This window comes from Acinetobacter gyllenbergii, from assembly GCF_001682515.1.
Taxonomy (GTDB): domain Bacteria; phylum Pseudomonadota; class Gammaproteobacteria; order Pseudomonadales; family Moraxellaceae; genus Acinetobacter; species Acinetobacter gyllenbergii.
Genome location: NZ_KV575268.1, coordinates 91,447 through 111,885, shown reverse-complemented (window position 1 = coordinate 111,885; position 20,439 = coordinate 91,447). Strand labels below are relative to the sequence as shown.

Below are 20,439 nucleotides of genomic sequence, written 5' to 3'. Positions count from 1 at the left end.
TCGTTATATTATTCGAACCGTTTCAATTGCTTTAAGCTAAATTTTCTAAGATTAGGGCGACACCTTGCCCGACACCGACACACATGGTGCATAGTGCATATTTTCCTTGGCGTCTTTTCAACTCTCGGGTTGCCGTCATGACTAAACGCGTCCCACTCATACCCAGTGGATGACCCAACGCAATTGCACCACCATTCGGGTTGACTCGTGCATCATCATCCTTAAGCCCTAACTCCCGCATACAAGCCAGAGATTGTGCAGCAAAAGCTTCGTTGAGCTCAATCACATCCATTTGCTCTAAACTGAGACCTGTTTGTTTCAACAATTTTTGCACCGCAGGCACTGGGCCAATACCCATATATTTCGGTTCAACCCCAGCACTGGCAAGTCCCACCACACGTGCCAAAGGTGTTAAACCATGCGTATCGGCAAATTGACGATTGGTCAGTAACACACAAGCCGAACCATCATTCACTCCCGATGCATTACCAGCAGTCACTGAACCACCTTCTTTACGGAATGGCGCTTTTAATTTCGCCAAGCTTTCCAGACTGGTCTCTGCTCTAGGATGCTCATCTTGGCTAAAAATGGTGATGTTCTTTTTACGATCAACCAGTTCAACGGGCAAGATTTCATCCCTAAAAAAACCATTTTGTTGTGCCACAGCCACTTTTTGTTGACTACGAATCGCAAACGTATCTTGGTCTTGCCGGCTAATCTGGTATTTCTCAGCCACATTCTCAGCCGTTTCAGGCATGCTGTCAGTGCCATAGTCAGCTTTCATCTTTTTATTAACAAAACGCCAACCGATGGTGGTATCAAATATTTCAGGGCTACGACCAAACGCTTCTGTTGGCTTGGCCTGTACAAAAGGTGCCCGACTCATGGATTCGACACCACCCGCCAATACAAATTGTGATTCACCCGATTTAATTGAACGTGCTGCCAAACCGACCGCATCTAGTCCTGAAGCACAGAGACGGTTGACCGTCATTGCAGGAACCGACTCAGGTAAACCTGCTAACAACGTCGCCATACGTGCGACATTACGGTTATCCTCGCCCGCCTGATTGGCACAGCCTAAAAACACTTCATCTAAATCCTGCCACGGTAAATGTGTATGCTTTTCTTTTAGATGTTTGATTGGCAATGCCGCAAGATCATCAGTACGCACCGAACTCAATGAGCCTGCATAACGTCCAATGGGGGTACGAATAAAATCACAAATTAAAACGTCTTCCATGATCGCTCCTGCTTATGCACATTCTGTTAAATTTTTTGAATAGTCAGCAATCACACTTTGCTGCTTTGCCACGTATTGCTTAAGATAAAGACTTGCACGATATTTTTCTTCGCCGTAGATGGCATATAGATTAGTTAAAGTCTGCAACACATATTGCGCACCCAATTGCATCATCCATTGAAACGGCCCTTTAGGATAATTGACGCCATAGCGCATGGCATTATCAATATCTTCCATACTGGCAATCCCATGCAGACTGGCTTCACAGGCTTCATTGATCAATAAAACAATGGTCCGTAAAGTTAACAGTGCGGGATGATCGCTGATCCAAAGAACCTTGATCTGTTGTTGAGCAAAAAACGCTTCGATTTTTGCCAGATCTTCAGCTTGGCAAAGATGATTATGGCTCAGTACTACGGCTTGCGCTTGCGCGAAATCATAGTGCCAATCCATCAAGATGGTTTTTCGACTTAAATACTGTAAATTGGCAGATTCACCCTGACTTAAACGTAGATCAATATCATCAATTTGAATAATATTTTCATTGCTTGCTAAAGCACGACTTAAGCCTAGACGTTCTAATAAATGCGGACATTGAGCCCATGTACCTTTGACTTGAACATCAGCATGAAAGGATTGAGTGACAATGGTTTGAGGCTGAAAAGTCGCATACTGATTTTTTTCATCGTAGTGATAGAAACCTTGTTTTGACTTGCGCCCCCATGTACCAGCATCAACTAATTCTTTCTGAATCAAACTTGGACGATAACGCGGCTCATAAAAGAACGCTTCATACACAGTTTGAGTCACGGAAAAATTGACATCTTGCCCAATTAAATCCGTTAATTCACACGGCCCCATCGCAAAACCACCACACTGCTTTAAGGCGTAATCCAGTTGCTCATAGGTTGTGACCTGTTCTTGCAAGGCACGAAATGCTTCTGCATAAAAAGGACGGGCAATCCGATTGACAATAAATCCTGGCGTTGACTTGGTCAGTACCGGGATCTTTTTCCAAGCCAGCATCAAACTTTTTAAAGCCTGACATAATCCTGCTGGTGTTTTTAAACCTTGCACAATTTCCACCAGTTTCATCAACGGTGCAGGATTAAAGAAATGTAAGCCCACCACGCGTTCAGGATGTGGAATCCCTGCTGCAATCGCAGTGACCGAAATTGAAGAGGTATTGCTGGCAAAAATAGTATGTTCACTACAGATAGCCGCAAGCTGTTGAAACAAAGACTGCTTCACTTGCAGTTTTTCCACTACAGCCTCAATTACTAATTCAGCATTGGCTAAATCGTCTATACCATTGGCAATGTTTAAACGTGAACATGCCTGCTGGGCTTGTTCTGCCGTTATCTTGCCTTTTTCAACCAATTTAGCAAAAGTCTGATGCAATCCATCCACCGCCTGCTTGGTCTTTTCATGATCAAGATCATAGAGAATGGTAGAATGACCGTGTATGACTGCTAACTGAGCAATACCAATTCCCATGGTTCCTGAACCGATGACAGCAATACGGGCATGGGACAAATCCAGATTATTCATGCTTAACGCCCCTGAAAGTTTGGCTCACGCTTATTCATAAAGGCTTGAACCCCTTCACGATAATCCTCCGAACGCCCAGCGATACGCTGTAGGTCTCGTTCCAAGTGCATCTGTTCATCAAAACTATGATTACTGGATTGATGGATGGCCTTTTTAATCAATGACAAGCCAAAGGTCGGCTGCTTGGCTAAACGTTCTGCCAGTTCAGTGACCTTGCTTTTCAATTCACCATCTTCAGCCACATCCCAGATCATGCCCCATTCTTTGGCAGTTTCCGCTGGTAATTTGTCACCCAGCAATGCGAGCCCCATAGCACGTGCATGACCGACTGCACGTGGCAAGAACCAAGTTCCACCTGAGTCAGGAACCAAGCCTAAACGGCAAAATGCTTGTACAAAGTTGGCAGATTTGGCGGCAATCACCAGATCACAGGCCAAGGCAATATTGGCACCTGCCCCTGCAGCTACACCATTCACCGCACAAATCACAGGTTTCGGCATATTCACGAGGGTTCTAATCAACGGGTTATAGTAGGTTTCAATCGAGTAACCCAAATCCGGTGCGGCAGCATTTGGATCAACCACACGGTCTCCAAGATCTTGACCTGCACAGAAACCACGGCCTTCACCACTAATCACGATGCAGCGAACTTCTGGTTTTTTTGCCCACAGATTCAGAATCTCGGCGACCTCGCGGTGCATCTCGACGTTAAAGCTATTTAATGCTTGGGGACGATTAAAGCTTAAATAACCCACCGCATTTTTTTCTTCCACGATAATATTTTTATAGTCCATCACTCACCTCTAAACACTGGTTTTCTTTTTTCAAAAAATGCATTAATGCCTTCATTTCGATCTTTGGTTGCTGCCAACCAAACAAAATTTTGCCGTTCGGATTTCAGTCCCTGACTTAAGGTGGTCTCATGAATACTTTTGATCGATTGTTTGATCACGCGAATTGCCAAAGGTGCTTGTTTGGCAATCTGGCATGCTAGTTGAATGGCATATTCCACCGTGAGTACAGTCGGCACCACTTCACTACAAATCCCATACTGCTGCGCTTGTTTAGCTAAGATCATTTCACCTGTCATTGCCCAGCGCATAGTCAATTGCTGCCCCACTAAACGCGCAAGACGTTGGGTACCACCTGCACCAGGTAACATACCCAAACCAATCTCAGGCAAAGCAAATTTGGCATTTTCACCACAAATCACCATATCCGAATGCAACACCAGTTCAAAGCCTGCACCCAAGGCATAACCATTTACTGCGGCAATGATAGGTTTGGTAAAACTGTCGATCTTCTGCCATAACTTTGGGCGAATATCGAGCTGTAAAGCCACTGCATCCATTTCTGCCAATTCACTCAGATCGGCACCTGCAGCAAAACAATTACGATTGCCCGTTAACACAACCACTTTGACTTGAGGATCGTGTTCAGCGTGTTCTAGCAAATCACATAAACACTGTAAGGTGGCGTTGTTCAAAGCATTGCGTTTTTGTGGACGGTTTAAGCTGAGCAGCATGACACCCTCAAGCGGTGTTTCAACCTGAATCAATGTTTGCATCGCTTTCTCTCTACTCATCAAAGCTCAAACGCACATTCGCGCCTTTCGGCAAAGTCTGGCAGCTCAGTACATAGCCTTTTTCCACTTCATCGTCTTCAAGGCTATAATTCAGGAACATATCCACTTCACCTGAAAGTACCTTACAGCGACAGGTAGCACAGACCCCACCTTTACAGGCATAAGGCAAATCTGCACCTGCACGTAATGCTGCATCCAGAATGCTTTCGTCCTCTTGCCCCACAGCAACGATCAACTCTCGTCCATCGAGTACGATGTTGACTTTTTCTTCTTTACGGTTGGCATCGGTTTCAGTTGGACGTTTGCGCACATGCCCCGTATTAAAGCGTTCCGTGTGAATCTTCTCTTTGGTCACACCATACATAGGAAAGAGGCTTTCAACGGTGTCCATCATTTCATCTGGACCACAGGCAAAGACATGGTCAAAGTTGGGTTCTAACACTTCATGTTCAAATAACTGTTTGAGCTTGTTCTCATCAATACGACCATTCAATAACTCACTGTCATTGAACTCGCGTGAGAAAATATTGATCAGTTGAAAACGCTCTTTAAACTGGTCTTTTAAATCCATAATCTGCTCGGAAAACATGGTCTGTTTCCACGAACGATTGCCATATAACAAGGTGAAATTTGCCGATGCTTGCTCAAACAGCACCTGTTTGATGATGGAAAGAATTGGGGTAATACCACTACCTGCAGCAATACCCAAATAGGACTGACCACCTGTGCGTGCTGCCTTCTGAAAAAACACCCCTTGTGGCGGCATCACTTCCAGTACATCACCGACTTTTAAATGCTCATTGGCCCAATGGGAAAACTGGCCCTGATCAATCTTTTTGACTGCAATGCTAATATCTTCTTTAGGCGCATAACTACAGATTGAGTAGCAACGGCGAATTTCTCCAGCTTCGGTTAAATGGCGAATGGTCAGATGCTGGCCCGGCTGAAATTGGAACTGTTGCTGTTGTTCAGGGACCAAATCAAAAGCAATACAGATCGCCTGATCGGTCTGAGGTGTAATTGTTTTTACTTTTAATGGAATAAATTGGCTCATGGCTGATTTCCTTATCCAAGACTTTAAATACATTTAAAATAATCAAAGGGTTCAAGGCAGTCCCGACATTTGTACAGTGCTTTGCAGGCAGTCGAACTAAACTCTGTCAGCAATCGAGTGTCGCGGCTTTTACAGTGAGGACAGACCACACCATCACTCAGATGCACATGTGTTCCGCACAGCTGTGCAGTCCCTTCTGGTGGCGCAATACCATAGGCTTGCAGCTTCTGCTTACCTGCATCCGACATCCAGTCCGTGGTCCACGCTTCTGATAAATCAATCATGACTTTTGCAGGGGTCAAGTCTTCTGCCACCAAGGCTTCGACTATTTGTGCTTTTAATAAGTCAGTGGCTGGGCAACCACTATAGGTCGGGGTCAATCGAACAATAATTTCTTGCTGCTCATTGATTTCCACGCCACGAATCATGCCCAAATCTACCACCGACAGCACTGGAATCTCTGGATCGCTGACCTTTTGTAAAACATCCCAACATTGGTCAATACAATGACGAATCATCTGCATGCTGACGCTCCTTGTGCTACCAAGTCATCTCAGGATAACTGCGTTGAATAGATTGCATTTCAGCCAACAGATAACCTAAATGCTCGGTATGCAAACCTTGTTTGGCCCCTCGGCGGTAGGCACCATTTACAGGAACGCTGAGTTCAAAACGCTTCAATTCGGCAGCTACGACCTGATCCCAATGTGCTTTTTCGCTGGATAAATCAGCAATGATGCCTTGCTCAACCAGTGTTTTTTCTTCCGCAGTCAGTTCGAACAGTTCCGCACTAAAACGCCACAAATTGTCTAATGCCTGTTGTACACGTTGATGCGCTTCTGCTGTGCTGAGGCTTAAACGCTCCATCCAGCTGGTTGAGAAACGAATATGGTACTTGGCTTCTTTTAAAGATTTCACCGCCAATGCAGCGACTTCTGCTGTTGCGGATTGAGTTAAAGCCGTTAACAACAACACATGGTAATGATCGATCAGCCATTGACGAACGATGGTCTGTGCAAAATCACTATTCGGTTGTTCACATAGCAATAAATTAAAAAACTCACGTTCATTACGGAAATAAGCCAATTGGTCTTCATCACGTTTTTCAGCTTCGTATAGGCCTGCCAAGGTCAAAAAATTTCGGGATTGCCCCAGTAAATCCAAACCAATATTGGCCAAAGCAATATCAATTTCCAGCTCTGGCGCATGACCGCACCATTCAGCCAAACGTTGCGCCAATACCAGTTGGCTATCACCGATATGTAATAAGAACTTAGACAAAGCGATATTATTCATTTGCATACCCCCTTACATGTGCTCAATGCCATCAGGAATATGATAGAAGGTCGGATGACGATAGACTTTGTCCAATGCAGGTTCAAAAAACTCCGCTTTTTCATCAGGCTGTGATGATTTGATTAGTTCTGAACGCACCACCCAAATACTGATTCCCTCATTACGACGGGTATAGACATCACGCGCATGTTGTAGTGCAATTTCATCATCCGGGGCTCTTAGACTGCCGACATGACGGTGGCTTAAACCTTGTTTACTACGCACAAACACTTCATAGAGCGACCAATTGTTGTTATTTTCCATTTCGATATCCTCAAATTTTTCCCTAAATCTTGCTTAAGCAACTTTGCCCACTTGGTTTTGCTGCTTTTTGGCATAAATCACGGCCGCATCTCGCACCCACTTGCCATTTTCCCAAGCCTTACGGCGTGCTTCGATCCGTTCATGATTACAAGGGCCACGACCCGCAATCACTTCATTGAACTCTTGCCAATCAATCTCACCATAGCTGTAATGACCTGTTGCTTCATTCCACTGCAAATCAGCATCTGGCACCGTTAGACCGAGCTGCAACACTTGTGGCACAGTGTTATCGACAAATTTTTGACGTAACTCATCATTACTAAAACGCTTGATTCCCCATGCCATGCTTTGCGCACTATTAGGAGAGTGATCATCACTTGGGCCAAACATCATCAATGCAGGCCACCAAAAACGATTCACCGCATCTTGTGCCATTTGTTTTTGTTCGGGTGAACCCGCCGCCAATGCCATCATGGCTTCAAAACCTTGGCGTTGATGGAAACTTTCTTCTTTGCAAATCCGTACCATGGCACGTGCATAAGGACCATAAGAGGTACGGCATAAGGCCACCTGATTCACAATTGCAGCACCATCAACCAACCAACCAATTGCCGCTACATCGGCCCAACTGATGGTTGGATAATTAAAGATTGAGGAATATTTCATTTTTCCATCAATCAATTTTTCCATCATCTCATCGCGATCTGCACCCAAGGTTTCTGCAGCACTGTAAAGATAAAGACCGTGCCCTGCCTCATCCTGAACTTTTGCCAATAAAACGGCTTTACGTTTCAAGGTCGGCGCACGGGTAATCCAGTTGCCTTCTGGGAGCATACCGACAATTTCTGAATGACCATGCTGCCCAATCTGACGAATCAAGGTTTTGCGATACGCCTCAGGCATTTCATCTTTGGCTTCGATGGTGATGTCATTGGCTATATTGTGCTCAAATTTCTGATACTTATTTTCCATTTGTAGATTCTCTTGAGAACTCCATCCATGAATCTATTTTTCGATACATAAAAAACAAAGTCAATTAATATTTTTGTATCAAATTAAAATCAATCAAAAAATTACGTACAAATTATTGTTTTATTTAAAAATATCAAAACAAATTAAAATTTAACCCCTCAACAAAAACAAAATAATGTTGACTTTTTGCTGAATCAAGATGAAATTATGAATCATATTTTAAGTATTTTTATAATTGATGTATCACATAAAAATGGAGTTTGATTATGCTTGAACAAGCACAACGTGAAGAAATAGCACAGGACACCGAATACCAAAACTCAACTCAACAGCTGCCACAACTGGCTTCTTATGTTTATGGAACATGGCATTCAAGCCATGAAGAAAGACGTACTGTTGTACATGCCATTACTGGCGAACCGATCTATAGCGTCAGCAGTCATGGCATCGACATGCATCAAGCCGTGCAATATGCCAAACAGCATGGTACTGAGCTGGCAAACTGGACCTTTCATCAACGTGCCAATGCCTTAAAACAAATTGCCCAACAGCTAATCGAGCAAAAGGAACAGTTCTATACGCTTGCCTACGCCACTGGTGCGACACGTAAAGATGCTTGGATTGATATCGAGGGTGGCATCCAAACCTTATTTGCCTATTCAAGTCTGGTACGCCGCGAACTCAATGACGAAAAAATTATTACAGAGGATAGCTGGATTCAGCTCTCTAAAAACGGCACTTTTGGTGCCAAGCATATTCTGAGTCCTAAAGCAGGTGTCGCAATACATATCAATGCCTTTAACTTCCCGATTTGGGGCATGCTAGAAAAAATTGCGCCAACGCTATTGGCGGGTGTGCCTTGTATCGTCAAACCCGCCACTGATGGTGCTCAACTCACCCAAGCAGTTGTTAAAGCGATTGAAGATACGCAAATTCTACCGAAAGGATCACTACAACTGATTTGCGGACAAATTGATGATCTTTTTGATCACTTAGGCCCACAGGACTGTGTCACCTTTACGGGTTCAGCCTATACTGGCCAAAAACTCCGCAACCACTCCCATCTGAATAAATATTCAATTCCATTTAGTATGGAAGCTGATTCGGTAAACAGTGCGATTCTCAGTCCATCGGCAAATGAGGCAACTATAGATTTATTTGTACGCGAAGTATTTCGTGAAATGACCACCAAAGCAGGACAAAAATGTACCGCGATTCGTCGTGCCTTTGTACCTCAAGCACTTCTTGAACAAGTACAGCAAAAACTCAGTGCTAAACTAGCAAAAGTCGTCGTAGGTGATCCACAAAAACAAGACACCACCATGGGCGCATTGGCCAGCCCTAAACAAAAACTGGATGTAGCTGCGAAAGTTGCAGAACTGGCGAAAGAAGCCAAAATTGTATTTGGTGACGAGACAACTTTCAAAATCAATGCTGACCATCCTGAGAAAGGTGCATTCTTCCCACCGACCTTGTTATTGTGTGAGCAACCACTACAGGCAAACTTGGTACATACCACTGAAGCTTTTGGCCCTGTATGTACCTTGATGCCTTATCAATCAATTGACGAACTTTCCGATCTTGTGGCGCGTGGTGAAGGTAGTCTGGTCGCCTCTGTGGTAAAGAATAGTGATGAGAATGTCGAATTGATCATTCAAAAAATTGCGCCATGGCATGGTCGTGTACACATTCTGGATGAAGAATCTGCCAAAGAAAGTACAGGACATGGCTCTCCACTCCCACACCTTATTCACGGCGGTCCTGGTCGTGCTGGTGGCGGTGAAGAACTGGGTGGCATTCGTGCAGTCAAACACTATATGCAACGGACGGCGATTCAAGGTTCCCCAAATAGCCTTACTCAAGTGACGCATTCATGGACAGCGGGTTCAACTATAAATCAAGACCGAGTCCATCCTTTTAAAAAGGATTTCGATGAACTGGTCATTGGTGAGCGTTTATTGACTGCACGTCGTACCGTGACTGAAGCCGATATTGTTAATTTTGCCTGCCTCAGTGGCGACTATTTCTATGCGCATACCGATAAAATCGCGGCAGCAGACTCTTTCTTCGGTGAGCGTGTGGCACATGGCTATTTCATTGTTTCTGCCGCAGCAGGTTTATTTGTCGATGCCGCTCAAGGCCCTGTGATTGCTAACTATGGTATGGATAATTTACGTTTTGTTGAGCCTGTCAAAATCGGTGATTCTATTCGGGTTGAATTGACCTGCAAACAGAAAACCCCTAAACCACAAAAAGATCCATCTCAACCCGAACACGGTGTTGTAGTTTGGGATATCAAAGTCAAAAATCAACGTGATGAACTGGTTGCAACCTATGATATTTTAACTTTGGTTGCCCGCGCAGCTTAAACTAAGTGCGTTGATGGATATGACATCGTATCCATCAACAAATCAACACTTAGTCTCTATCAATCAGGAAAGCCAATGAGTGCATATATCATTTTGATTCGTAAAGAACTCAAAAATAAAGATCAAATGAAAACCTATACATCCTTAGCACGCAAAGCTAGCCAAGGCTTTAATGCTGAACCGATTGTGTTTTATGGTCAGTCTATTGCATTAGAAAATATCGAAAGCGACGGCGTTGCCATCATTAAATTTAGCAGTATGCAGGAAGCTCAAAATTGGTATCACAGTGATGCCTATCAAGAAGCAAAAAAACACAGAGATTTGGCAGGCGAATATATGGTAATTCTAACTGAGGGATTAGACTAAATATCTTAATTAAGATTTAATTACATATTTTATTAAATTATATAATTTAAGAATCACTTTAAAAATTATTTTAACAATAATATAAATAGCCACGCCTATACATTTTTAAAATAAAAATCTCCCACAGCCAATGCAATGTTTATTTACACTTTATAAAAACATGAAAATTCAATAAAATAAATATAATAATAACAACAATAAAAATAAAACCAACCTCAAATATAGATTTCTTATTCTCTGTAAAAATCATTCTATTTTTTTCAGTCAAATTAAAAATTAAGCTTTATTTAAGAATAGCTATTGAATCGAATCCATAAAATAAAATAGACTAAAAATGACACTAAATTATAAAAATAAAAATTATTTAGTATCACTTAATCCTCAGTCATCATAGGAAGATGCAGAATGAATGATAACCACCCAGAAAGCATGCTCAGGAATGAGCAAAAGGCAGAGCTATCGCCTGAACAAGTGATTCAAATACATCCAGAGCAGCATTTAGAACCCGAACGTTATGGCTACCAATGGTATGTCGTCGTGATTTGCATGCTGGCTTATATTCTTTCATTCGTAGATCGTCAAATTTTATCCTTGATGATCGAACCGATTAAACATGACCTAATGCTGTCTGACACTCAATTTAGTCTATTGCAGGGTCTGGCTTTTTCTTTGTTCTATGCCTTTATGGGCATCCCGATTGCCGCACTCGCTGATAAGAAATCACGGATTAAGATTATTTCGATTGGCATTGCATTCTGGAGCTTAGCAACAGCCGCATGTGGCTTAAGTAAAAACTTTGCTCAGATGTTTCTCGCACGATTAGGTGTAGGTGCTGGTGAAGCTGCATTATCCCCCGCTTTTTACTCCATCGTCACCGATTTATTCCCCAAAGAGAAGTTAGGACGTGCGTTAGGGCTATATGCGATTGGTGCTTTTATTGGCTCTGGTTTGGCTTTTTTAATTGGCGGTTATGTGATTAGTCTTTTAAAAAATGTTGATTCAGTCGTCCTGCCAGTCATTGGACAATTAAAAACATGGCAACTCACTTTCTTTATCGTCGGGCTTCCAGGTGTTTTACTCGCTTTAGTTATGATTTTAACGGTAAAGGAACCAACACGAAAAGGCTTGAAAGTTGATCAAAACGGGCAGCTAATCCAAGCATCATTTAAAAACTCAATTGCTTTTATTCGCACACACAGAAAGACCTTTTTTTGCCACTTTATTGGTTTCTCGTTCTATACCATGATGCTGTACTCGCTACTTGGATGGGCGCCAGCATTTTACATGCGACACTTTGGTCTAGACGCCAGCCAAACAGGCTACATCCTCGGCAGTATTATTTTGGTTGCAAATACGGCTGGAGCTCTATTTTGCGGATGGCTCATCGATCATTTCTCTAAAAAGGGGTATAGCGATGCAGCGATTCGAGCAGGAATGATCGGCTGTGCAGCACTTATTGTCCCAAGTGTGCTGTTTACCCAAGTCGATAATATGTACTTATCCTTTGCCTTAATTTTTGTGGCCATGTTTTTCTCAACCTTTCCGATTCCTGCGTCGGCTGCTGCAACTCAAATGCTTACCCCGAACCAATTACGTGCTCAGGTCTCAGCAAAATTTCTACTGGTTTCAAATTTGATTGCTTTAGGTGTAGGTACAACCGCTGTTGCGCTATTAACAGATAAATATTTTCAAAATACATTGATGGTGGGTAACTCCATCTCAATTGTAAATGCAGTTGCAGGCTTACTCGGTGTATTTCTGCTCTACAAAGGCTGCAAATATTATCGTGAAAGCATCAAACACGAACAACTCGGCTAAAAGTTGTTACCTCCCTTCCTTCAAGCTATATGAAGGAAGGTGCTCAATCTGAATTTTAAAATAATAGCGCCGAGGGATGGCGTACTAAAATTGGATATGGATGATGAATCACGTACATAAATTTAACCCGCTATACTTAAGAGCAGCAATTTTATTCGTCATGCTTGGATTCTCCAGCCCGATAGTTGTTGCTGCTGAAAACGGCAAATCTACACAGGAAGAGTGGAAATTGACCCTGAAAAATGCCTATATCAACCGCGACTATGACAACCCAAACCTCAAAGATACAGGTAGCTGGTCACAAGCAGCGTCTTTATTCTACAAATCAAATATGCAGGATACACCCCTACAAATCGCAGATAAGCCCGTCACAATTGGTGCAGATGCTTCTGTTCAATATGCAGTGCGTTTAAGTAAAGATAAGCATGTAGCCGATACCGTCTTACCATTTGACACACAAACCCAATCACAAGCATCTGACTTTTTAAAATATGGAGCAGCGCTTAAACTGGGTTATGACAAAACCTTGTTCAGTATTGGTGAATTATGGCTTGATCTGCCAGTCACCGCAGTTGATAACAGCCGCCAGTTACTCGCTTCCTATTGGGGAGCCAACTTAAAGTCACAACTCTCTGATCAACTCTATGCCGAAATTGGGCGAGTCACCAAAGTATCTCCTCGCAATGAAGAGGATTTTCGCAAGTTTTCCTTTACTGCCAATGGCAAAACTGAATATTCCGATGGTTTAAATTATCTAGATTTACGCTATCAGTTCACCCCATCCCTTAAAGCAGAATATTACTTTGCTAATTTAGAGGACTTGTATAACAAGCACTATCTAGGCTTAGACCATACATGGAAGCAGCCAAATTTCAGCCTTAACTCCAAGTTCAAGTATTTCAATGCCAAAAATGATGGCAATAACTTTGATATTGATGCCCAAAATATTGGAATTCTGGAAATGCTCAAAGTTAAAAATCAGTCTTTTGGTTTAGGTTATCAGCAGATTATGGGTGAGTCTGCTTATCCGCTGCCTGACGGTTTTCTGCCTGAAACCTATTTTATTAACTGGAATGCCACAGGCTTCTTTAAAAAGAATGAAAAGTCTTATCACCTGATGTATGGCTATGATTTTAAGGACTACGTGCCTGGGCTAAATGCGATGGTGAAATATGTCTATGGTCATGATTTTAAAGCAACCAATGGTGAGAAAAATCATGAGACTGAATCCAATCTCATTCTTAACTATGCCTTTCAACAGCCCTATCTCAAAGGCTTTGCACTGCAATACATTCGCATTGACTATGATGTTAAACACGGTAATGACTTTGGTGAGGACCGTTTATTCGTGAATTATAGTAAACGCTTCTAAGTTGAAACCATGATCACTGGCAGCCATTCCGATATGACCCAGTGATCATACAACGACTCAATAACATCAGTGCTCTGTCATTTTGGTCAATTTTAAAAAAAACAATTCCGCCCATATTTTTTTTAATACTTAAAAAACAATACGATAAAAAACAATAAACGGCTATTTCACCCTTTATCTTTCTCCAATCGGCATGTCACACAAGACATAGTTTTTTGAGTAGGAGCATGTCAGCATAAATTTACAACCATCCTCTAGGATAAAATCATGTCGAATATGATGAATAAGGCTCAAGGTCTTGGGCTATCTTTGATCACCAAACTCGCAGGAAGCGAAATGCTTGATCAACTCAAATTAAGAAAATTTGTAGAGAAATCATTATATCAGGGTTCAAAAACAGGTTTTAAAGTACTCAATAAAACACAAAAAGCATTTAAGCCACAACCAATCGATAAACAGCGTCTTCCAAATCAGAGCAACAAAAATCTGTTTGATCTTAGTCTGACTGAAGAACAGCAAATGACGGTTGATGCTATGTCACAATTTGCTGAAGAAGTGCTCTACACATTGGCACATGATGCAGATCATCATGCACAATTCCCAGAAGAACTGTGGCAACATTTGGTTGATTTGGGGCTCAACTATTATGCTTTGCCAGAGGCATTGGGTGGTGTGGCAGCAGAACAGAATATTGTGAGTAATATTCTGATTGCAGAAAGCTTGGCGAAGGGTGATTTCAGTCTGACTGCAGGTTTGCTGAGTACCTTTAGTGTCATCAATGCAATAACCCGTTGGGGCTCAACTCAAGTTCAATCCATGTACTTACCTGTGTTTGCAGAAGATACTGATGTTACGGCGACTTTTGCCTTTCAGGAGGCAACCCCTGCTTTTAACCCATACCAGTTAAAAACCACGGCATCTGAAGCCAATGGACAATTCTATATTACGGGTGAAAAGAGCTTAGTGCTTTTAGGTGATATTGCCGATGTGTTCTTGGTCAGTGCGGAGTTTAACGGTCAACCTGATATTTTCGTGGTGCAATCCAATGAAACGATTGCCGTCAAAGCCAACCCTGCAATGGGTTTAAAAGCTGCTGAAACGGCGACTCTTCAATTTAATCAAACGCCAGCCTTACGCTTAGGGGATGCTGATTTTGATTACACCGCTTTTGTCGATCTAGGTAATTTGATGTGGTGTGCGATGGCGATTGGGACTTGTGAAGCAATCAAAACCTACTGTATCAAGTATGCCAATGAACGTACTGCCTTCGGAGAACCCATTTCTCACCGTCAAAGTGTTGCATTCATGATTGCAGATATGGCGATTGAAATTGATGCAATGCGTATGTTGGTTCTTAACGCAGCAAGTTTGGCAGAAGCTGGCAAACCGTTCCATCGTGAAGCCTATCTTGCTCGCCTGCTCTGCGCTGAAAAATCAATGAAAATGGGCACAGATGGCGTTCAGATTCTTGGCGGTCATGGCTTTACCAAAGAACATCCTGTTGAGCGCTGGTATCGTGATCTTCGTGCGACTGCAATCTTGCATTCTGGCTTACATGCTTAATTTTGGAGAACAATAATGAATTTACAAAATCCGAAAAAATTCAAAATGCTGGTTGATCAGGCACACGAAACTGCACTCAATGTACTCCGTCCGATTTCACGTAAATACGATAAAGCTGAACATGCCTATCCCAAAGAGCTGGATATGCTTGCGGCTTTACTGGATGGCATGAATGAAAGTGGCGAAGGTGTTGGTGCTGCTAATGCCAGTAAACGTGGAACAGCTAATCTGGACGCTGTTGTAAACGGCGGCAATATGTCTGCGGCACTCGGCATCATTGAAATGTGTTATGGCGATACGGGTCTATTATTGAGTATGCCCCGCCAAGGTCTGGGCAACTCTGCGATTGCAGCAGTCGCCAATGATGAACAGCTGGAACGCTTCAAAGGCACTTGGGCAGCCATGGCAATTACCGAGCCAGGTTGTGGTTCAGATTCAGCTGCGATTCGCACCACAGCAACCAAAGATGGCGATGATTATATCCTGAATGGCGAAAAAATCTTTGTCACTTCGGGTGACCGTGCTGATTCGGTTGTGGTCTGGGCAACCTTGGATAAAAAATTAGGTCGTGCTGCGATCAAGTCTTTTGTGGTACCAAAAGGCACAGCAGGCATGAAAGTTGAGCGTCTTGAACACAAACTGGGCATTAAAGCCTCAGATACCGCGGTAATCAGCTTTATCGACTGCCGTGTGCCCGCTGCTAATTTATTGGGAAACCCTGAAATTGATGTGGCTAAAGGCTTCGCAGGTGTAATGGAAACCTTTGATAATACCCGTCCACTGGTTGCAGCCATGGCCGTTGGTTGTGCCAAAGCATCCTTAGAACGCATCAAAGAGATTTTCAAAGATCAGCTTGATCCAGACTACACCACGCCCTACTTACAGACCTCAAATCTAGCAGCGCAAATCTATCGTATGGAAGCTGAGTGGGAAGCTGCACGATTATTAATGATTAAAGCAACCTGGATGGCAGACAATAAAAAGCCAAATTCGAAAGAGGCTTCGATTGCAAAAGCCAAAGCGGGTCGTGTGGGTAACGAAATCACGCTCAAATGTGTCGAGTTAGCAGCAAGTGTTGGCTATGCTGAAGATGAATTATTGGAAAAATGGGCGCGTGACTCAAAAATTCTGGATATTTTTGAAGGTACGCAACAGATTCAGCAATTGATCATTGCCCGCCGTGAATTGGGTAAATCATCAAGTGAACTAAAATAATTTTGAATCGGCAACAACCTAAAAAGGACGTTTTCATAACGTCCTTTTTATTTGATGTATCGCCATATAAATCGGCATTTCTATTCATCGATTTTATTCAAAAACATGTTTTAAATCCTTAGGTAAGCCCTGTGCTGTTTCCATTTGACCTTGACTATTTTTCCAGACTAAAGCTGGTGTGGCATAAAAACCATATTTATTCATCATTTCTTCATTCGATTCCAATTTTTCTGCAAGATGCGCTGGAATCGGTTTTAATTCTTTCAATTTTTGTTTCCCTTTCGCCGCATTAAATGCTTCAAAAACCTGCTGTGGATTGGATGCAGCCAGAAGCGTGGCAGCCTGTCCTCGGCTTTCCGCACGGATCACCCCGACTTGGATATGGCGCAGTTGCACCTTGCCTGCTTTGACATAAGGACGAGCCTTTTCCCAAAATGTATGACAATATGGACAATTTGGATCAGAGAAGACATAAATAATCCGTGGTGCTTTGACATTACCATCCTGAATCCAAGCCGATTTTTCCAGACTTTTCCAAACATCATCCAAAACCGATTGTTTGACATGCGTATTCAGCGCATCAACGGTTAAGTTATCCCCCTTAGCATTGTGCAAATCCCCAACGATATAATATTTATTGTCATTCGAAATAAAAACCGTCATTGGATTTTGTTGCATATGCCCAGCCCAGCCTGTCATTTGCGCGGGTGCTTCAATTTGTTTAACAAAGCTAAATCCGTCTTTTTCCAGTTTCTGTTTGATGGTCGGGACTGCAGCAAATCCTTGAGCTGTAGAGCATGCGAGAGCAACAACAGCTAAACGTTTAAGATTCAGGTTCATTGAGAAGACACCTCACGTAGTTGAGTAATTTTTTGCAGATATTGTTTCAGCATTGCAGGACTAAGTTCTCCCATATGCCGCTCCACGAGTTGCCCCTGAGCATTGAAAAATAAAGTACTGGGCATACCATACATCTTCATTTGTTGTGCCATTTCGCCATTTGGATCGGCTAAAACGTTTTTAAAATTGAACTGGTGCTGGCTGAGATAATTTTTAATGACATCCGTGGTTTCACCTTGATTGAGCATGACAAAATGGATATTTGGATAATCTTGTTGTGCTTGGTACAACACAGGCATTTCTCGATGACACGGCGGACACCAGCTTGCCCACAAATTAATCACAGTAGGTTGCCCAATAAATTGGGTTAAAGCCTGTGGTTGCTGTTGCAAGTTATTAAAGCTAAGTGCTGGATATTCAGCTTGGACTTGAAAAGGCTTAAGTAAGGCTAGATTTGCAAGTTGTACCGCAATAAAGACCAGTAAACTACTGCCTAGCATCTTGTACTTTAAAGCGCGATTTTTCCAAATAAACCACGCAGCGGCAGCCATCATGCCCGCAAAGGGGCTAAAGCCTTTATCCTGAATCTTGATAATATCAATCGGATGTGAAAAGTAGGCATCCGCATGTATCAGTACGAAAACGGCTCTTGCCGCAATCAACCCAATCAATACAGCTGACCAAAGCGAATCTTTATAGTGCTGCCAAGCATTTTCAGACCATTGATTCTTTCGACTGAGGTACATTCCCCATAAATATACAGCGAACCATCCCAGTAAAATACTCAGTAATGACCATGGCACTATAAACCCACCGATATGTAGTGCCTCTGAAGACATCATCATGGTTGCACTCCAGACAGTTGCTTAACATTCTGAACCAACTGATGGGCAGTAAATGTGCCGGTTAAACGTAAATTTCGCTGTTCCTCATGCTGTTCATTTAGGAATAAAACTGTTGGCGGCCCTAAAATTTGACGTTGCTTTAAAATTAGGTCTTGAGACGCTTCATAATGGGTTAAATCCAATTTAATTCTGACAACATTGGCAATGGCGGCTTGTACCTCTACCGATGGAATCACTTGACGTTCAATCGGCTGACAAGCAACACACCAATCTGCATAAACATCGATTAGAACTGGCTGATCAGGATGAGCTGACAAGGCTTGCTGTAACTCTTGTTGATTTCTCACCACAATCCATTGATGTAAGCTGGACACCTGTTGTTGACTCAAAGATGATAGTGCAAGATGTGCGTGCCATGTGCCTGTTGCAGCCACAACACCAATCACAGCAAGTATCAACAGTCGATGCGTTAATTTCATGATGTGTCGCAGAATTGTGATTAAGTATCCTGCAGCGACAAACAGTACAATGGCAAAAGCAGAATGATAGATTGCATTTCCCAGTAATGGACGAGCAAAATAAATCGCCATTGCCAGCATTACAAAACCAAAGCTAAATTTTAATCGCTCCATCCATAATCCAGGTTTAGGTAAATACTTTGCCCCAAATACACTGGCAATAAACAAAGGAATTCCGATTCCCAGACCCATCAAGAATAAGTAAAGCCCACCTAACCAGCCATGTTCAAGTTGTGAAACATAAAGTAAAGCGCCTGCAAGTGGCGCACTCATACATGGGCCCACGATTAAAGCAGATACTGCCCCCATCACACCCGCACCAATAAAGGTTCCACCCTTCTGTGATTGTTGCAGCCGATCTAGACGTTGTAATAAGGCCTGAGGTAAAGATAGTTGATAAAGACCAAACAGGTTCAATGCAAACACAATAAACATCAGTACAAATAGGCTGATGAAAACTGGGTTTTGAAACCAGCGCTGAATATTAAAGCCAAGCTGAGCCACCACCAACCCCATCAACGCATAGACCAATGCCATACTGACTACGAAAGTGATCGCAATTAATGCAGCGCGGTGTCCTTTCTTCTGCTGAACTAAAATTCCTGAAAGAATTGGAATTAAAGGCAAGGAACACGGTAAAAATGCCAATAAGATACCAAGCCCCAAGAAAACAATGATATTGATCCAGACGGTTTGGCTAGACAATAAATGCAGAAAAAACTGATCATTATTCCAGTCCCGTTTGAAATTTTGCTCAGATGTCGATTGAGCAAGAGAACTCGATTGCACTGCTGAAACAACGCTGTTATTGCTGTCATTCTCTATGACATTTTCAATCTGGTCTGCATCCGACAGCTCAGCCTTTTGCTGAACATTTTCAGCATCAGTAAGGGCTGGTACTGCTTTCGGTGCGATTGGTGCTGTTTTTGCAGGCTCATCGCGCAGAACTGAATCTGGTGTGGTCTTTTGCAGTGTTTGCGCTAAAAGTGCCAAATTGGTTTGAGAAGATACGGGCTTAGTCTGTGGTAACAAACCAGTGTCGTCCGTCTGAATCGTCATTCGTTGTACAGGATAACAAAGCCCGTCATCGGCACAGCCTTGCCATTGAATCTGGTATTGTTGATTCGGCTGTACCTTAAATTCCGCAGTCACGTTATTGTAGTGGACATCGGTTAGGCCAAAGGTAGGGTCATCTTTTTGCTGTCCTTTCGGCAAATTTAAGTGAATATTTTTCCCATTCGCAATGACTTTGAATTGATCATGATAGAGATAATATTTGGGGACAATGTCCCATTTTAATTCTGCAGTATCTTTAGAAATAGAACTGGCTTCAAATTTAAATGCTTGATCTGGCGGCAGAAAGTCTGAAGCAGCCCATGTGCCACTACTTAGCCCAAGAAATAGAGCGGTTAAAAAATGAAATCGCATAACAATAGGTCTAAAATTCAATATGCAGGCATTATCAAATAGACAAAATTAAGAGAACATTAACAGCTGTATTTGTTTGTAAAATGAGTACACTGATTGAG

General features: G+C 42.6%; 18 protein-coding genes. 6 read left to right on the top strand and 12 right to left on the bottom strand.

The genetic code is table 11. The features are described from left to right. Positions 1-31 precede the first annotated feature (31 nt). The 9 genes from pcaF to paaA are packed head-to-tail and all read right to left on the bottom strand — an operon-like array spanning position 32 to position 8,004. Positions 32-1,243, bottom strand: a complete 1,212-nt coding sequence (gene pcaF, locus NG55_RS16690; RefSeq protein ID WP_065343865.1) for a 3-oxoadipyl-CoA thiolase — start codon at positions 1,241-1,243, stop codon at positions 32-34. 12 nt (positions 1,244-1,255) lie between these two features. Beyond that, positions 1,256-2,794, bottom strand: coding sequence for a 3-hydroxyacyl-CoA dehydrogenase (locus NG55_RS16685; protein ID WP_065343864.1), 1,539 nt, complete (start codon positions 2,792-2,794; stop codon positions 1,256-1,258). Between the two features lie 2 nt (positions 2,795-2,796). Further along, positions 2,797-3,588: a 2-(1,2-epoxy-1,2-dihydrophenyl)acetyl-CoA isomerase PaaG gene (gene paaG / locus NG55_RS16680; protein WP_065343863.1), complete on the bottom strand. Its 792-nt coding sequence runs from the start codon at positions 3,586-3,588 to the stop codon at positions 2,797-2,799. Further along, positions 3,588-4,361, bottom strand: a complete 774-nt coding sequence (locus NG55_RS16675) for an enoyl-CoA hydratase-related protein (protein ID WP_065343918.1) — start codon at positions 4,359-4,361, stop codon at positions 3,588-3,590. Before NG55_RS16675 ends, paaG begins: the two co-directional genes overlap by 1 nt. Positions 4,362-4,371: 10 nt before the next feature. Beyond that, entirely contained in the window at positions 4,372-5,433 is a 1,062-nt protein-coding gene (locus NG55_RS16670; RefSeq protein WP_023269883.1) for a 2Fe-2S iron-sulfur cluster-binding protein, read from the bottom strand. Positions 5,434-5,456: 23 nt separating this feature from the next. Next, the gene (gene paaD / locus NG55_RS16665; RefSeq protein WP_065343862.1) at positions 5,457-5,957 is read right to left on the bottom strand and encodes a 1,2-phenylacetyl-CoA epoxidase subunit PaaD; all 501 of its coding nucleotides are present in this window, start codon (positions 5,955-5,957) and stop codon (positions 5,457-5,459) included. A 16-nt stretch (positions 5,958-5,973) separates the two neighbouring features. Beyond that, positions 5,974-6,729, bottom strand: a complete 756-nt coding sequence (gene paaC, locus NG55_RS16660; protein WP_065343861.1) for a 1,2-phenylacetyl-CoA epoxidase subunit PaaC — start codon at positions 6,727-6,729, stop codon at positions 5,974-5,976. 12 nt (positions 6,730-6,741) lie between these two features. Beyond that, positions 6,742-7,032: a 1,2-phenylacetyl-CoA epoxidase subunit PaaB gene (paaB, locus tag NG55_RS16655; RefSeq protein WP_004807366.1), complete on the bottom strand. Its 291-nt coding sequence runs from the start codon at positions 7,030-7,032 to the stop codon at positions 6,742-6,744. A 33-nt stretch (positions 7,033-7,065) separates the two neighbouring features. Then, positions 7,066-8,004, bottom strand: a complete 939-nt coding sequence (gene paaA / locus NG55_RS16650) for a 1,2-phenylacetyl-CoA epoxidase subunit PaaA (RefSeq protein ID WP_016540251.1) — start codon at positions 8,002-8,004, stop codon at positions 7,066-7,068. 266 nt (positions 8,005-8,270) lie between these two features. Here paaA and paaZ point away from each other — a divergent pair, with 266 nt between their 5' ends. The 6 genes from paaZ (at position 8,271) to NG55_RS16620 (ending at position 16,707) form a co-directional block, all read left to right on the top strand. After that, positions 8,271-10,373 carry a phenylacetic acid degradation bifunctional protein PaaZ gene (gene paaZ, locus NG55_RS16645; protein ID WP_065343860.1) on the top strand — a complete coding sequence of 701 codons (2,103 nt, stop codon included), beginning with the start codon at positions 8,271-8,273 and terminating at the stop codon, positions 10,371-10,373. A 75-nt stretch (positions 10,374-10,448) separates the two neighbouring features. Beyond that, a complete protein-coding gene (locus NG55_RS16640; protein WP_065343859.1) occupies positions 10,449-10,739 on the top strand; it encodes a DUF1330 domain-containing protein in 291 nt (96 codons plus the stop codon). A 405-nt stretch (positions 10,740-11,144) separates the two neighbouring features. Further along, entirely contained in the window at positions 11,145-12,557 is a 1,413-nt protein-coding gene (locus NG55_RS16635) for a spinster family MFS transporter (protein ID WP_065343858.1), read from the top strand. A 103-nt stretch (positions 12,558-12,660) separates the two neighbouring features. Beyond that, on the top strand, positions 12,661-13,929 hold the full coding sequence (locus tag NG55_RS16630; RefSeq protein ID WP_065343857.1) for an OprD family outer membrane porin: 1,269 nt from the start codon (positions 12,661-12,663) through the stop codon (positions 13,927-13,929). A gap of 276 nt (positions 13,930-14,205) precedes the next feature. After that, on the top strand, positions 14,206-15,492 hold the full coding sequence (locus NG55_RS16625) for an acyl-CoA dehydrogenase family protein (protein ID WP_171258000.1): 1,287 nt from the start codon (positions 14,206-14,208) through the stop codon (positions 15,490-15,492). Positions 15,493-15,507: 15 nt separating this feature from the next. Further along, complete coding sequence (locus NG55_RS16620; RefSeq protein WP_016540256.1) at positions 15,508-16,707, top strand: acyl-CoA dehydrogenase family protein; 1,200 nt, start codon at positions 15,508-15,510, stop codon at positions 16,705-16,707. Between the two features lie 93 nt (positions 16,708-16,800). Here the strand turns inward: NG55_RS16620 and dsbG are convergent, their stop codons facing one another. From dsbG to dsbD, 3 genes are read right to left on the bottom strand one after another with little or no spacing between them, the layout of a single operon-like run. After that, on the bottom strand, positions 16,801-17,547 hold the full coding sequence (gene dsbG, locus NG55_RS16615; protein ID WP_065343855.1) for a thiol:disulfide interchange protein DsbG: 747 nt from the start codon (positions 17,545-17,547) through the stop codon (positions 16,801-16,803). Beyond that, complete coding sequence (locus NG55_RS16610; protein ID WP_065343854.1) at positions 17,544-18,392, bottom strand: TlpA disulfide reductase family protein; 849 nt, start codon at positions 18,390-18,392, stop codon at positions 17,544-17,546. Before NG55_RS16610 ends, dsbG begins: the two co-directional genes overlap by 4 nt. Beyond that, complete coding sequence (gene dsbD, locus NG55_RS16605) at positions 18,389-20,338, bottom strand: protein-disulfide reductase DsbD (protein ID WP_065343853.1); 1,950 nt, start codon at positions 20,336-20,338, stop codon at positions 18,389-18,391. Before dsbD ends, NG55_RS16610 begins: the two co-directional genes overlap by 4 nt. Positions 20,339-20,439: the final 101 nt, after the last annotated feature.

Excerpts from the sequence above, each read along its gene's own strand:
- pcaF (WP_065343865.1), bottom strand. The coding sequence starts at position 1,243 with ATGGAAGACGTTTTAATTTGTGATTTTATTCGTACCCCCATTGGACGT.
- NG55_RS16685 (WP_065343864.1), bottom strand. The coding sequence starts at position 2,794 with ATGAATAATCTGGATTTGTCCCATGCCCGTATTGCTGTCATCGGTTCA.
- paaG (WP_065343863.1), bottom strand. The coding sequence starts at position 3,588 with ATGGACTATAAAAATATTATCGTGGAAGAAAAAAATGCGGTGGGTTAT.
- NG55_RS16675 (WP_065343918.1), bottom strand. The coding sequence starts at position 4,361 with ATGCAAACATTGATTCAGGTTGAAACACCGCTTGAGGGTGTCATGCTG.
- NG55_RS16670 (WP_023269883.1), bottom strand. The coding sequence starts at position 5,433 with ATGAGCCAATTTATTCCATTAAAAGTAAAAACAATTACACCTCAGACC.
- paaD (WP_065343862.1), bottom strand. The coding sequence starts at position 5,957 with ATGCAGATGATTCGTCATTGTATTGACCAATGTTGGGATGTTTTACAA.
- paaC (WP_065343861.1), bottom strand. The coding sequence starts at position 6,729 with ATGAATAATATCGCTTTGTCTAAGTTCTTATTACATATCGGTGATAGC.
- paaB (WP_004807366.1), bottom strand. The coding sequence starts at position 7,032 with ATGGAAAATAACAACAATTGGTCGCTCTATGAAGTGTTTGTGCGTAGT.
- paaA (WP_016540251.1), bottom strand. The coding sequence starts at position 8,004 with ATGGAAAATAAGTATCAGAAATTTGAGCACAATATAGCCAATGACATC.
- paaZ (WP_065343860.1), top strand. The coding sequence starts at position 8,271 with ATGCTTGAACAAGCACAACGTGAAGAAATAGCACAGGACACCGAATAC.
- NG55_RS16640 (WP_065343859.1), top strand. The coding sequence starts at position 10,449 with ATGAGTGCATATATCATTTTGATTCGTAAAGAACTCAAAAATAAAGAT.
- NG55_RS16635 (WP_065343858.1), top strand. The coding sequence starts at position 11,145 with ATGAATGATAACCACCCAGAAAGCATGCTCAGGAATGAGCAAAAGGCA.
- NG55_RS16630 (WP_065343857.1), top strand. The coding sequence starts at position 12,661 with ATGAATCACGTACATAAATTTAACCCGCTATACTTAAGAGCAGCAATT.
- NG55_RS16625 (WP_171258000.1), top strand. The coding sequence starts at position 14,206 with ATGATGAATAAGGCTCAAGGTCTTGGGCTATCTTTGATCACCAAACTC.
- NG55_RS16620 (WP_016540256.1), top strand. The coding sequence starts at position 15,508 with ATGAATTTACAAAATCCGAAAAAATTCAAAATGCTGGTTGATCAGGCA.
- dsbG (WP_065343855.1), bottom strand. The coding sequence starts at position 17,547 with ATGAACCTGAATCTTAAACGTTTAGCTGTTGTTGCTCTCGCATGCTCT.
- NG55_RS16610 (WP_065343854.1), bottom strand. The coding sequence starts at position 18,392 with ATGATGATGTCTTCAGAGGCACTACATATCGGTGGGTTTATAGTGCCA.
- dsbD (WP_065343853.1), bottom strand. The coding sequence starts at position 20,338 with ATGCGATTTCATTTTTTAACCGCTCTATTTCTTGGGCTAAGTAGTGGC.